Source organism: Agarivorans albus, from assembly GCF_019670105.1.
In the GTDB taxonomy this organism is placed as follows: domain Bacteria; phylum Pseudomonadota; class Gammaproteobacteria; order Enterobacterales; family Celerinatantimonadaceae; genus Agarivorans; species Agarivorans albus.
Map to the genome: position 1 here is coordinate 1465058 of NZ_AP023032.1, position 13769 is coordinate 1478826.

Genomic DNA, 13769 nt, shown 5'->3' on the forward strand with positions numbered 1-13769 from the left:
GCTCCGTAAAGGAGCCTTAGTATTCAGTGCTGTTTAGTGATTAAGCTTTTGCTTTAGTCGCTTTTTTAGCAGCTGGTTTTTTAGCTTTTTGAGACTCAGCTTCTGCACTATCTGCTGCTTCGGTGTATGGACGACCGTAGTAAGAATCAAGTAGAACTTGTTTCAGTTCAGCAATTAGTGGGTAACGTGGGTTTGCACCAGTACATTGGTCATCAAACGCGTCTACCGCTAGTTCGTCAACTTTAGCTAGGAAGTCTGCCTCGTTCACGCCTGCATCTTTAATAGATAGAGGAATGTTCAATTCAACTTTCAACTCGTCTAACCAAGTTAGAAGGGCGTTAAGCTTAGTTTCAGTGTTACCTTCACGGAAGCCTAAGTGCTCAGCAACTTCTGCGTAACGAGCACGTGCCTTAGGACGGTCGTACTGAGAGAACGCAGTTTGTTTAGTTGGCGTGTTAGTCGCGTTGAAACGAATGGTGTTAGTTAGCAACAATGCGTTAGCCAAACCGTGTGGTACGTGGAACTCGGCACCTAGTTTGTGAGCCATTGAGTGACACACACCTAAGAAAGAGTTAGCAAACGCGATACCAGCGATAGTAGCAGCATTGTGTACTTTCTCACGAGCTACTGGGTCAGCTTTACCGTTTTGGTAAGAGCTTGGTAAGTATTCTTTAAGCATCTTAAGTGCTTGCAGAGCTTGACCGTCTGAGTATTCGTTAGCTAGTACAGAAACGTAAGCTTCCATAGCGTGAGTAACCGCATCGTAACCACCGAAGGCACATAGTGACTTAGGCATATCCATTACTAGGTTAGCATCAACAACAGCCATGTTAGGCGTTAGTTCGTAGTCAGCTAGTGGGTATTTCTGACCAGTAGTGTCGTCAGTTACAACCGCAAACGGAGTTACTTCTGAACCAGTACCTGAAGTAGTAGTAATACATACTAGTTCAGCTTTTGAACCCATTTTAGGGAACTTGTAAATACGTTTACGGATGTCCATAAAGCGCATTGATAGGTCTTCGAAGTCAGTTTCTGGGTGCTCGTACATTACCCACATGATCTTCGCAGCATCCATTGGTGAACCACCACCAACAGCAAGAATTACGTCTGGCTGGTAGTTGTGACAAGCTTCAGCGCCTTTCTTCACAATAGACAGAGTAGGATCTGCTTCTACATCGTGGAATACTTCAACTTCCATGCCTTTCTCTTTAAGGATGGCACGTAGGTCGTCGATGTAACCGTTGTTGAATAGGAAGTTATCAGTAACAACCATTGCACGTTTCTTGCCATCTAGGTCGTCCATTGCGATTGGTAATGAACCACGACGGAAGTAGATTGACTTAGGTAGTTTATGCCACAACATGTTCTCAGCTCGCTTCGCAACAATTTTCTTATTGATAAGGTGTTTTGGACCCACGTTTTCAGAAATCGCGTTACCACCCCAAGAACCACAACCTAGCGTTAGAGAAGGTGCTAGTTCGAAGTTGTAAAGGTCACCAATACCACCGTGAGAAGAAGGCGTATTGATAAGAATACGTGCAGTCTTCATTTTGTCGCCAAAGTAAGCGATACGGTCAGCGTTAGCGTCTTGGTCTGTGTAAAGTACAGACGTGTGACCAACACCACCGATGTCTAATACGATACCAGCTTGGCGAACAGCGTCTTCAAAGTCTGTCGCTTTGTAAACACCTAGAGTTGGAGATAGTTTCTCGTGTGAGAACTCGTCATCGTAAGATGCTTCTAGGCCTTCACCGATTAAGATCTTAGTTGCTTTTGGTACAGTTACGCCAGCTAGCTCAGCAATTTTGTATGCTGGTTGGCCAACGATTTTAGCGTTAAGCGCGCCGTTAATCATAAGTACTTTACGTACTTTATCTGCGTCTGCTTTGCTTAGTACTGCTGCGCCGTATTTAGCGAAACGAGCAATTACTTCGTCGTACTTAGATTCAACAATGATAGCTGCTTGCTCAGAAGCACAGATAACACCGTTATCAAAAGTCTTAGACATAAGAATAGAAGAAACAGCACGTTTAACGTCTGCAGTTTCGTCAATTACTACTGGCGTGTTACCAGCACCAACACCAATTGCAGGCTTACCAGAAGAGTAAGCAGCTTTAACCATACCTGGACCACCAGTTGCAAGAATTAGCGCGATGTCTTCGTGCTTCATTAGTGCGTTAGATAGTTCTACAGAAGGAGTATCAATCCAGCCAATAATGTCTTTTGGCGCACCAGCAGCAATAGCAGCATCAAGTACTAATTTAGCCGCAAAGTTAGTTGCGTTTTTAGCACGTGGGTGTGGAGAGAAGATACAACCGTTACGCGTTTTAAGGCTGATTAGCGCTTTAAAGATAGCGGTAGAAGTTGGGTTAGTGGTTGGTACGATGGCACAAACAATACCTACTGGCTCAGCGATAGTAATAGTACCGCCTTCGTCGTTACGTTCGATAACGCCACAAGTTAGAGTATCTTTGTATTTGTTGTAGATGAACTCAGAAGCGAAGTGGTTTTTGATCACTTTATCTTCCATTATGCCCATGCCAGACTCTTCAGCCGCCATACGAGCTAGTTCAATACGTGCTGTAGAAGCAGCGAGTGACGCAGCGCGGAAAATCTTGTCCACTTGTTCTTGGCTGTAAGATGCGAATTCAGCTTGCGCCGCCTTCACTCGAGCAACCATTGCGTTTAACTCATCAATATTACCTACAGGCATCCTGTTCTCCTCATTTAAACTAAAACTAATTAGTAAACCAACACTGATAGTTCAATCCGCCTCAGTATAGACCGTAAATCACCGTTCCAGTGGTTTAGTAATTAACTTTCACCAGCAATTATAGGTAGCCCTTTAGTGGTACAACTTGATCCAGATCATGTGTTGCTAAGTTACAAATGTAAAAAAATCACGAAATATTTTCGGCTAATTTTACAGAATCAATCAGTATTCAGGCAAAAAGTGTAAATTTTTTACCAATTTTGCTACTCCGATCAAATTTGTAGTTTCTTCTCAACTTATCTACGTTAACAGTAAGTTTTGACGTATTTTTTAGATGCTAGCTTAACCTAGTGAATTAACAATAAAAACCCAATAATTCTTGAGAATAATCAGGAATCTTCACCAATAAAAGGCAACTTATTATTTGTTGTTTCTTTGATTCGGGTGTAGCATCTGGCGTTGATGTGCGTTTTATTAGAATATTGTACTGATTTAATATTCATGTAAAGTGAATGGAAATTTCACAAACGGCCTAGTTATAGCCAAATGTGTCAATATGGAGATGAAAATGAAAACTGCTAAAACTTTAGCTGCCAGCCTCGTTAGTGCTGCGATCCTAAGTTCTTTCACCACTGCCTCTTTTGCTGCTGATGTTCCTGCTGGCGTTAAGCTTGCCCCGGTACAGGAACTTGTACGTGGTAACGGCACCGAGCCTGCTTCCCTAGACCCCCATAAAACCGAAGGCGTGCCAGAATCTAATGTGATTCGTGAGCTACTTGAAGGTTTAGTAAATCAAGATGGCGACGGAAACCTGGTACCTGGCGTAGCAGAATCTTGGGAAACTGAAGATAACCTTACCTTCGTATTTCACCTTCGCAAAGATGCAAAATGGTCTAATGGCGATGCATTAACCGCCCACGATTTTGAATATAGTTTCAAACGCGCAGTTGATCCAAAAACTGCAGCGCCTTATTCGTGGTATCTAGAAATGACCACCATGGTAAATGCAGCAGACATTATCAATGGTAAGAAAGACGCCTCTGAATTAGCAGTTAAAGCTCTTGATGACTACACCTTAGAAATTAAACTAGAGCAAGCTCTGCCATACTTTGTTGCGATGACGTCGCACACTACGCTGAAGCCAGTGCACAAAGCTACTGTTGAAAAGTTCGCTGATAAGTGGACTTTACCAGCGAACTTTGTGGGTAACGGTGCTTACAAAGTATCTGAATGGGTAGTGAATGAAAAAATTGTTATGGAGCGTAACGAAAACTACTGGGATAACGACAAAACTGTTATCAACAAAGTGACTTACCTACCAATTGAAAACCAAGTTACTGACATGAACCGCTTCCTAGCGGGCGAAATTGACATGACTTACGAAATGGCTAACGAGCACTTTAAGCGCATGCAAAAAGAGCAGCCAGATTCGTTAAAAGTAACGCCTTACTTATGTTCTTACTACTACGGCTTTAACAACAAAAAAGCACCATTTGATGATGTTCGCGTACGTAAAGCTTTGTCTTACGCGATTGACCGTGACGCAGTAGCTAAGTTTATCGTGGGCAAAGGTGAGCTACCTGCTTACAACTTTGCACACCAAAAAGTGGCTGGCCTACAAGTAGATACGCCAGATTACGCTACTTGGTCGCAAAAAGAGCGTAATGCAAAAGCTGCTGAGCTACTAGCCGAAGTAGGTTACGGTAAAGACAAGCCTCTAGAGTTTACCTTGTTGTACAACACTAGCGAAAACCATAAGAAGATCGCTATTGCAGTAGCTTCTATGTGGAAGAAAACCCTTGGTGTTAAAGTAAACCTAGAGAACCAAGAGTGGAAAACCTTCCTAGATAACCGTCGTAACGGTAACTACGATGTAACCCGTGCCGGCTGGTGTGGTGATTACAACGAAGCGTCAACCTTCCTATCGTTAATGCAGAGCAATAACGGTAACAATGATCAGTTCTACAACAGCCCAGCTTACGATGGCTTTATGAATGCAGCTATGTCAGCGGTTGATGATGCTGTTCGTGGCGATAACTACCGCCAAGCAGAGGCACAACTTGCTCAAGACATGCCGCTTGCTCCAATCTACCACTACGTAAATGCGCGTTTGGTTAAGCCAACAGTTGGTGGCTACCCAATGAACAACGCCGAAGACAAAATTTACACTAAAGATCTATACATTATTGCCAAATAGTTGATGGTCTTTTGTAAGGCACCTTATGCTTAAGGTGCCTTATTTTGTTGTTAGCTACGCTAATTCAATTACAGCAATAAACATAAGCTGGAAAATCGAATGATTAAGTTCATCTTAAAACGAATGCTAGAAGCAATACCTACGCTGTTGGTATTGATTACTATCACCTTCTTTATGATGCGTTTTGCCCCGGGAAGCCCATTCTCTGGTGAGCGCTCACTTCCGCCTGAAGTCTTAGCCAATATCGAGGCTAAGTACGGTTTGGATAAACCAGTACTGGAGCAATACTTCTCCTACTTAGGCAACTTGGCACAAGGCGATCTTGGGCCATCATTTAAATACAAAGACTACACCGTGAATGAACTTGTGGCGCAAGCCCTGCCGGTGTCAGCAAAAATCGGCTCTATTGCCTTTATCTTTACAGTGTTGATGGGAGTGTCTGTAGGCACGCTGGCAGCATTAAAACAAAATACCTGGATGGACTTTAGCATTATGTCCACGGCAATGGCCGGGGTGGTGATGCCCTCCTTTGTGCTAGCGCCCACCTTGGTTTATATCTTTGCAATTAAGTTGCAATGGTTACCCGCAGGGGGCTGGAACGGGGGGCAGTGGCAATACATTATTCTACCCATGTTGGGCATGTCCTTGCTTTACGTGGCCTCGTTTGCGCGGATTATGCGCGGCAGCATGATTGAAGTATTAAGCTCTAACTTTATCCGCACCGCCAAAGCGAAAGGTTTGCCATATCGTTACATTATTGTGCGCCACGCGCTGCGCCCAGCTTTGTTACCAGTAGTGTCTTACATGGGCCCAGCTTTTGTTGGCATTATTACTGGCTCGGTAGTGATTGAGACCATTTTTGGCTTGCCTGGTTTTGGTAAGTTGTTTGTGAATGGAGCGCTTAACCGAGACTACTCCTTAGTATTAGGTCTCACCATTTTAATTGGTACCTTTACCATTGTTTTCAATGCGATTGTAGACATCTTGTATGCCTTCATCGATCCGAAAATTCGCTACTAGGAGGCTGCAATGTTAGATAACAAACAAAACAGCGACGCTATTAGTGAATTCGCAGATAAGTTAGAAATTGAAGGCCGCAGTTTGTGGCAAGATGCGCGTATGCGTTTCATGCGTAACCGCGCTGCCATGGTAAGTTTAGGCATATTGGTATTCATCACTTTGCTAGTGATGTTTGGCTCTCATCTTAGTGAGTTTGCCTTTGACGATACCGACTGGGGAGCCATGCACCATGGACCATCTATTGAAAGTGGCCACTATTTTGGCACCGACTCGTTAGGCCGAGATATGTTTGTTCGTACTTTATTGGGTGGACAAATCTCGTTGCTGGTAGGTGTGATGGGCGCTTTTGTCGCGGTACTTATTGGTACCCTTTATGGCGCTACTTCGGGCTTTTTAGGCGGCACAGTAGACCGAGTAATGATGCGTTTGCTAGAGATCCTCTACGGCATTCCGTTCATGTTCTTTGTAATTTTGCTGGTGACCTTTTTTGGCCGCAATATTTTCTTGGTGTTTGTTGCCATTGGCGCAGTGTCTTGGTTAGACATGGCGCGTATTGTTCGTGGCCAAACCTTAAGTCTTAAAAACAAAGAGTTTATTGAAGCTGCCGAAGTGTGTGGGGTATCCAAATGGAAAATTATTACCCGCCACATTGTGCCTAATGTATTAGGCATTGTTGCTGTATATGCCACGCTGCTAGTACCACAAATGATTCTTACCGAATCGTTTTTAAGCTTCTTAGGTTTGGGTGTACAAGAGCCAATGACCTCGTGGGGCGCTTTGTTGCAAGACGGTTCGCAAACCATGGAAATTGCCATTTGGCAGCTATTATATCCAGCTGCATTTATGGTGGTCACGCTGTTTAGTTTTAACTATGTAGGCGACGGTTTACGTGATGCCTTAGATCCAAAAGATCGCTAAGGCAGGGGCAGAGTAATGAGTTTATTAAATGTGAAAGACCTTCGTGTAGAGTTTTCTACCCCCGAAGGCAGCGTAACCGCAGTGAACGATTTAACTTTTTCACTGGAAGCAGGGCAAACCTTGGGTATTGTTGGTGAGTCTGGTTCAGGTAAAAGCCAAACCGCTTTTGCCTTAATGGGCTTACTGGCAAAAAACGGTACTATTAGCGGCGAAGCCTTGTTTAACGGCCAGCAAGTTCTTAACTTGCCAGAGCAGCAGTTAAACGCCATACGCGCCGAGAAAATCTCGATGATTTTCCAAGATCCCATGACCTCGCTAAACCCTTACATGAAAGTGGGTGAGCAGCTAAAAGAGGTATTGCGTTTACACAAGGGTATGAGTAATCGTGAAGCCCACGTGGAAGCCGTTCGTATGCTTGACGCAGTTAAAATGCCAGAAGCTGAAAAACGTATGGCCATGTACCCCCATGAGTTCTCGGGTGGTATGCGCCAGCGAGTAATGATTGCTATGGCTTTGCTGTGTAAACCACAGCTGTTAATTGCCGACGAGCCAACTACGGCCTTAGATGTAACGGTTCAAGCGCAAATAATGACACTGCTAAACGAACTGAAGAGTGAGTTTAATACAGCAATTATTATGATTACTCACGATCTCGGTGTAGTTGCCGGTATCTGTGACAAAGTATTGGTTATGTACGCTGGCCGCACCATGGAATATGGCACGGCTAAGGAAGTGTTTTATCAACCTAGTCATCCGTATACCGAAGGTTTGTTAAAAGCGATCCCACGTTTGGATACCGAAGGCGAAATATTGCCGACTATTCCGGGTAATCCTCCTAACTTACTTAAGCTTCCACAGGGCTGTCCGTTCCAGGAACGTTGTCATAGAGTGAGCGATCACTGTCGCCAGCAAAGCCCTGAACTAAGCACTTTTGCTAATCAGCGTCAGCGTGCTTGTCACAATGATTTCCACTTAAGCGGAGGCCAATAAGATGAGTGATAAAGCCTTATTGCTAGATGTAGTGGATTTAAAAGTCTATTTCAAAATTAAAAATGCCAAAGCCCTACCTTGGACACCAGCTGCCACCTTAAAAGCGGTAGACGGCGTGTCGCTTAAGCTATACCAAGGAGAAACCTTGGGGGTAGTAGGTGAGTCGGGCTGTGGTAAGTCTACCTTCGCCCGTGCGGTGATTGGTTTGGTGCCAGCCGAAGCAGGCAAGGTAGTGTGGTTAGGGCAAGACTTAACCGAGCTTGATCAAAAGAATCTGCGCGAAAAGCGCAAAGAGATTCAAATGATCTTCCAAGACCCGCTAGCATCACTAAACCCAAGAATGACGGTTGGCGATATTATTGCCGAGCCATTACGTACTTTTTATCCAAACCTCAGCAGGGCTGAAGTAAAACAAAAAGTGCAAAAAATGATGATGCGGGTGGGCTTGTTACCAAACGTAATCAACCGTTATCCGCATGAATTCTCGGGTGGTCAGTGTCAGCGTATTGGCATCGCCCGAGCGTTAATCCTTGAGCCGAAGATGATTATTTGTGATGAACCTGTATCGGCGCTCGACGTATCGATTCAGGCGCAGGTGGTTAATCTGCTTAAAGAGCTGCAAGCAGAAATGGGCTTAAGCCTTATTTTCATCGCTCATGACCTTTCGGTAGTTAAGCACATCTCCGACCGCGTATTGGTTATGTACTTGGGTAACTCGGTTGAATTAGGCACGGCTAAGGCCCTGTTTGATAAACCCACGCACCCTTATACCAAAGCGTTGATGTCGGCAGTGCCTATTCCCGATCCGGATTTAGAGCGCGGCAAAACCATTGAACTGCTAGAGGGCGATTTACCTTCGCCAATTAGTCCACCTTCGGGTTGCGTATTTCGCACGCGCTGCCCCATAGCCACTGAGCAATGTGCTAAAACTAAGCCTGTGTTAACAGGTAGTGATGAGCACTCGGTAAGCTGTTTACACACCTCGGTGTAGCAGTATTGTTGTGATTAAAAAGCCAGGTTAAACCTGGCTTTTTTGTAGCAATTCTCGGCCTTACTCTATATCGAATTGTGTTACCAATAAGCTTACTGCCATGATTTCCATAATAAGTGCTGGGTGAATGTTAACTACATTACTTCTTTACACGGCTGGTAACGCTGAAGTACTCAGCGAAGCAGTCATTGGATAGCTTACTTTGTTGAGTTAGTTGTTATTATGATTGGTTTTGTTAGGGTATGATTTCCCAAGCATTTGGTCTTAAGTGCTGAACAGCACTGTTAAGTGACCATTACCAAATAACTAGATAAGGTTTGAGTTATGGGGAAGTTTATTGTTGTGCTGTTACTCTCGTTGTCAGCTAACTCAGCCATAGCTAAGGAATGTGTTGTATTGCTACATGGAATGGCACGTTCAGAAGACTCTATGGAAAAAATGTCCAAACAACTTAAAACTGACGGATACAGAGTTTCAAATTATGGTTACCCATCAACTAGCTTAGAAATAGAAGACATAGCCTCGAAACATGTACCTCAAGCAATAGCGGATTGTGGTAATGCAAAGGTGGTACATTTTGTCACTCATTCGCTAGGCGGTATTGTGCTGCGAAAATATTTAAGTGAAAACAGCATAATACCACTTGGCCGGGTTGTAATGTTGGGTCCTCCTAACCAGGGTAGTGAGGTAGTCGATGCGCTAAAGCATGTCCCGGGATTTGAGTTTATAAATGGTCCCGCCGGCTCGCAGCTTGGCACTGAGGAAGATAGTGTTCCTAATTCGCTTGGACCAGTCACTTATCCGGTTGGCATTATTGCAGGGAGTTCCACTTTCAATCCGCTACTGTCGCAAATGTTGCCCAACCCCGATGATGGAAAGGTGTCCGTTGAACGAACCAAAGTAGCGGGTATGACTGACCACGTGGTTTTACCTGTTACGCATACATTTATGATGCGAAATGATGAAGTTATAAGCCAAGTAAAGCGCTTCCTAAAAACGGGAGAATTCGAGCATTAGTGTCGCAGAAGCTAAGTTCTGACTGGTAGGTATTAAACACCAAGTAAGTTTTAAGTTCTAAAGCCCCAGCATGCATCAATTAGTTTGATCATCAGTTCTTTAGAAACGCCATCATGATCAAGTTCTGGTAAATACTCGACAAAATCAGCGCCAATAAATTTACTGCTGGAAGCTAGAGTATGAACAAGGTGAATGGCTTCTCTAGCGCTTAAACCCCCTACATTTGGAGTAGCGCAGGCTCTAAAAGTACTTCCCTCTAAGGCATCGTAGTCAAAAGATAAATAGAGGTGATCATAATGGCTTTCGATGTGTGAGCTTAGTTCCTTTAAAACTGTGTTAATGCCTAGGCGGTCAATACTCGCCATATCATAATTGGTGATCCCATGGTTATTGATAAGCTGGTGCTCATTTGGCATTAAGTCTCGTATCGCCACATAAAAAACGTCTTCTGGCTTTATTGCAATCTCGGGGTTAATTGACCAACCATTGTGCGGATATTTATCCATTAACATGGCTAATGGTTTGCCATGCAAATTACTGGCAAGGCTATTATTACAATCGGCATGGGCATCAACCCAAATCACAGCCACCCTCTTGCCTTGTTGTTTTTGATAATACTCCATTGTTGCTTGCAGCGTACCTACTGCAATCGAGTGGTCGCCGCCTATAGTGATAGGAGTGCGTCCAGCGCTATAACTGGCCAGCAGTTTGGTTTTCAACTCAGGACTATAGGCTGATAAAGCGGCTTCTTTCTTACCAGCAGCGATTAAAGACAATACTTCTGCCGATACTGCTACATCACCAAGATCTTGAATATCACAATTCCAACGGGTATTTCTAACGCTTATCCACTCGCTTAACCCAATCCAAGTCTGCTGATTTAAGCAACGAAGCCCGTCCACCGTATTTTGTTTAGTGGTGACGTAGCCCAGTTGATTAAAAGGCGCACCAATTATATCGAAACATCTACTCATGAACTGCCTTGTATAAATGAAAATGTATTCTCATTACAATCAATAATGTGAGTCATCAATCCTCCCCAACTTTGCTTTTCTGGGGGGCCGGTAAATAGAACACCGCGTTCGGTTAATGTGTTGTAAAGTTGAAGAATGTTGGATACTTCAATACTGAATCCTAAAAATCTAGCACTTTCAAATTCACCTTTTTCTTCGAGCTCTAGCAATAGTTGAGCATTATCTATCTGGAACACAATGTAGCCTTCTGACACGGTACCAAACACTTTGGTTAGCCCGAGTTTTTCTGTATAGAATTTTTCTGATTCTATGAGGCATCGGCAAGGGATCCGCAAGGTACTTACTTTCATTTTCTGCTCTCCGAGTGTTAACTCTTAGAATCATTTTGTTGGTTTAAATGGCTGGATTCATATAACCACACCATACGATCTAAAAACCACATTTTAGTGAGGTAGATATAGACAACACCTTGCAATGTAACGCTTATATTTAGGCTCCACAAGCCATAGATAAGGACTAAACAACTGATCCCTTGCAGGATGTTTAGTATGTTTATAGCTGTTGCGTGAGAGTCTGGAATGGACTTAGATTTACGGTTGATTAATATGCGCTCACCCAACACAGCTTTGGCTGCCCAGCTGCTGTAATCCTTTGGTTTAGAGAACAAAGTTGGGTTTATCCAAAGCCAAAAAATAAGTATCGAAATAGGGACAAGGCAGTACCAGCCGATCCAAACTCGTGACCAAATGCCTAATACAATAAATGGCAGTGTGGCAAATCTTGTCCACACAGACCAAGGGTTAGCATGTTTTAGCCAACTCTCGTCTTTGGGAAGGAACAGTTTGGATAAGGCTTTATCTAGTTTCAAGTAAGACTCCGGTTAATGCTTCAGCGTTACATAAACATCTTATTATTACTTAAATTGGCTTTACGTTATCGGCAAGCATGCCTAAGTATTTGGTAAAGCGCTTTTGTCTGGTTTCGGGCCTTTTGGCACTAAGTAAGCCGTGAGCTATAACATAGCGACTTGATTTAGTCAGTGTTTCATAAAACTGTTGTGCCTGTGGTTTTAGCGCTAATGCCGTTAAAAAGTCTGCGGGGACTTCCATTTCACTTGTTGCGTAGGCATTCTCCCACCTTCCGTCAGCTTTGGCTGTCTCTACTTGCAAAAGACCGGATTTGGTCATTCGGCCCTCTGTTATTAACCGCTCTACGTGTTTTCTGTTTCTTTTCGACCAAGTGCTACGAGGTTTTCTGGGAGAAATTCGCTGTAAGTATGCATGCTCGTCAATCGACTTTTTTACTCCGTCAATCCAACCCCAGCAGAGAGCTTCAATTACCACTTCATCCCAAGTTACGCTTGCTAGGTTTGTTTTCTTCTTGAATATTTTTATCCACAGTTCAGTTTGGGTTGCATGATTAATTTCGAGCCAACGACCAAGCTCTTGCGGCGTTGTAAAGGTAATAACTTTGCTTAAATCTGGTTTAGGCATGATGGTTGGCTCTCTTCAACGACATGATCGTTAGTGCAATTTGTGCTGTGCTCAAATTGCACTCACGTGACTTTTATAGCAACAAAACAATCAATGTAGCATAAGGTAATTGCCTAAATAGCGTGTTTTTGTAAGTAAGCTATTGGTATTAGCTGTGTTGGAATTTTTGTTTTTCTGAACAGCAATTGTTGTTACGTTTTTGTTTTATCGAGTTTTTACAGCACGCTTTATGGCTATGCTTTTTTGAATGTTGTAGGGAAGGGCGAGCAAGCTCTAGCGATTTAAGTTCTATCATTGGGCTTTGGCTTACCGTATTCAACGCCACGCTAGCGTTGGTTTTAAACACTTTAATCCCCATTGCAAGCAATCTATTTAGAGCTTTCTCTCCAATATTTTTAACAATCACAGCGTCTACGTTTAGCTGGCATAGCTGTTCAAAGATGGCTATTTTGCTGTTGCATGACAGCTCATGGTTAGCTTGGTGAGTAATTTCATCGAGTAGCTCGGTATCGCTAAATACGCTAAAGCTTGGTGCTTTCATAAAATGGTTAGCTACTTGGCCTTGGTTATTTGGAACGGCATAAATCATAGTTCAGATTCCTCATCGGCAAAAACAAGGGCTTTTCCTTCTACCAAACATGTCGCTATTTTAAAGCGTGCTTGGCTAACTATATTGCCAAAGGTTTGTCGGGAAACGCCCATTTCTGTGGCTGCTTCTAATTGGCTCATCTTGAGTTGGTCGGCAAGTCGTAGGGCTTCAAACTCTTCCGGTAGAATTTCTAGCTGACTTAAACGATTCATAGGTACGCCATTGGGTTTAAAGCAGTTATGTGCTGGTCGCCCGCAAATGCGGCGGCATTTTTTGGGTCTGGCCATGTTATCTCCTAAGCTTAAGTTCATTTTCACTATAGATAAATTATTAGCATATGCCAATAATTTATTGATGTTTATTTTTGGCATATGCTATAAATAAACAGGTTTTTACACTTGAGAATTGATGATGGACATTGCTATTCCTTATTCACATAAGCACTGTTTTGCCTGTGGAACGAGTGACTCTTCTAGTACAGCTTTAAACTTACGCTTTATTCGCAGCAAAGCCGGGGGTGTAAAAGCAGCAGTTAGTTTAGATAGGCTTTATCAGGGATATAGCGGGGTGTTGCATGGCGGTATTATTTCTACTCTGCTCGATGCCGCAATGACGCATCGTCTATTCGCAGAGGGGGTGGAAGCAATGACTGCTGATTTACATATTCGGTTTGCTAAACCAGTTCCGGTTAATCACGAAGTCATACTCAGCGCAGATATCGATAGCTGTATAAGAGGGGTGTTTACGCTATCTAGTAAACTGTATTGCGAACAAAGCATTTATGCCTCGGCGAAGGCAAAATTTATGCGAGCCAACGCTAGTGCATCGAGTTCATTCCTTTCAAGTGATTGTTGAAGAGGAATCTAC

General features: G+C 43.4%; 14 protein-coding genes. 7 read left to right on the top strand and 7 right to left on the bottom strand.

Annotated features, from left to right (window positions below):
- Nucleotides 1–40 precede the first annotated feature (40 nt).
- Nucleotides 41–2713, bottom strand: a complete 2673-nt coding sequence (adhE, locus tag K5620_RS06815) for a bifunctional acetaldehyde-CoA/alcohol dehydrogenase (RefSeq protein WP_016402736.1) — start codon at nucleotides 2711–2713, stop codon at nucleotides 41–43.
- Between the two features lie 568 nt (nucleotides 2714–3281).
- Between adhE and K5620_RS06820 the strand changes: the two genes are divergently transcribed.
- The 6 genes from K5620_RS06820 to K5620_RS06845 all read left to right on the top strand — a co-directional run bounded on the left by K5620_RS06820 (nucleotide 3282) and on the right by K5620_RS06845 (nucleotide 9846).
- Nucleotides 3282–4910 (top strand): ABC transporter substrate-binding protein, encoded by a 1629-nt coding sequence (locus K5620_RS06820; RefSeq protein ID WP_016402737.1) that lies wholly within the window; start codon nucleotides 3282–3284, stop codon nucleotides 4908–4910.
- Nucleotides 4911–5009: 99 nt separating this feature from the next.
- Nucleotides 5010–5930 carry an oligopeptide ABC transporter permease OppB gene (gene oppB / locus K5620_RS06825; protein WP_016402738.1) on the top strand — a complete coding sequence of 307 codons (921 nt, stop codon included), beginning with the start codon at nucleotides 5010–5012 and terminating at the stop codon, nucleotides 5928–5930.
- A gap of 9 nt (nucleotides 5931–5939) precedes the next feature.
- Nucleotides 5940–6848 carry an oligopeptide ABC transporter permease OppC gene (gene oppC / locus K5620_RS06830; RefSeq protein WP_016402739.1) on the top strand — a complete coding sequence of 303 codons (909 nt, stop codon included), beginning with the start codon at nucleotides 5940–5942 and terminating at the stop codon, nucleotides 6846–6848.
- A gap of 15 nt (nucleotides 6849–6863) precedes the next feature.
- Nucleotides 6864–7838 carry an oligopeptide ABC transporter ATP-binding protein OppD gene (gene oppD / locus K5620_RS06835; RefSeq protein ID WP_016402740.1) on the top strand — a complete coding sequence of 325 codons (975 nt, stop codon included), beginning with the start codon at nucleotides 6864–6866 and terminating at the stop codon, nucleotides 7836–7838.
- A 1-nt stretch (nucleotide 7839) separates the two neighbouring features.
- Nucleotides 7840–8829: a murein tripeptide/oligopeptide ABC transporter ATP binding protein OppF gene (gene oppF / locus K5620_RS06840; RefSeq protein WP_016402741.1), complete on the top strand. Its 990-nt coding sequence runs from the start codon at nucleotides 7840–7842 to the stop codon at nucleotides 8827–8829.
- Between the two features lie 324 nt (nucleotides 8830–9153).
- On the top strand, nucleotides 9154–9846 hold the full coding sequence (locus tag K5620_RS06845) for a lipase family protein (RefSeq protein ID WP_016402742.1): 693 nt from the start codon (nucleotides 9154–9156) through the stop codon (nucleotides 9844–9846).
- Nucleotides 9847–9896: 50 nt separating this feature from the next.
- On the opposite strand, the gene K5620_RS06850 is transcribed toward K5620_RS06845, so the two are convergent.
- The 6 genes from K5620_RS06850 to K5620_RS06875 all read right to left on the bottom strand — a co-directional run bounded on the left by K5620_RS06850 (nucleotide 9897) and on the right by K5620_RS06875 (nucleotide 13189).
- Nucleotides 9897–10820 (bottom strand): arginase family protein, encoded by a 924-nt coding sequence (locus tag K5620_RS06850; protein ID WP_016402744.1) that lies wholly within the window; start codon nucleotides 10818–10820, stop codon nucleotides 9897–9899.
- A complete protein-coding gene (locus tag K5620_RS06855) occupies nucleotides 10817–11170 on the bottom strand; it encodes a VOC family protein (protein WP_040307400.1) in 354 nt (117 codons plus the stop codon). The genes K5620_RS06850 and K5620_RS06855 overlap by 4 nt, the downstream gene beginning before the upstream one ends.
- Nucleotides 11171–11187: 17 nt before the next feature.
- Nucleotides 11188–11688: a DUF6653 family protein gene (locus K5620_RS06860; protein ID WP_040307401.1), complete on the bottom strand. Its 501-nt coding sequence runs from the start codon at nucleotides 11686–11688 to the stop codon at nucleotides 11188–11190.
- A gap of 49 nt (nucleotides 11689–11737) precedes the next feature.
- Nucleotides 11738–12313, bottom strand: coding sequence for a YdeI/OmpD-associated family protein (locus K5620_RS06865; protein ID WP_016402746.1), 576 nt, complete (start codon nucleotides 12311–12313; stop codon nucleotides 11738–11740).
- Between the two features lie 148 nt (nucleotides 12314–12461).
- Nucleotides 12462–12902 (bottom strand): NifB/NifX family molybdenum-iron cluster-binding protein, encoded by a 441-nt coding sequence (locus tag K5620_RS06870; protein WP_016402747.1) that lies wholly within the window; start codon nucleotides 12900–12902, stop codon nucleotides 12462–12464.
- A complete protein-coding gene (locus tag K5620_RS06875) occupies nucleotides 12899–13189 on the bottom strand; it encodes a DUF134 domain-containing protein (RefSeq protein WP_040307412.1) in 291 nt (96 codons plus the stop codon). Before K5620_RS06875 ends, K5620_RS06870 begins: the two co-directional genes overlap by 4 nt.
- A 121-nt stretch (nucleotides 13190–13310) precedes the next feature.
- Here K5620_RS06875 and K5620_RS06880 point away from each other — a divergent pair, with 121 nt between their 5' ends.
- Entirely contained in the window at nucleotides 13311–13757 is a 447-nt protein-coding gene (locus K5620_RS06880; protein WP_016402750.1) for a PaaI family thioesterase, read from the top strand.
- The last annotated feature ends 12 nt before the right edge of the window (nucleotides 13758–13769 follow it).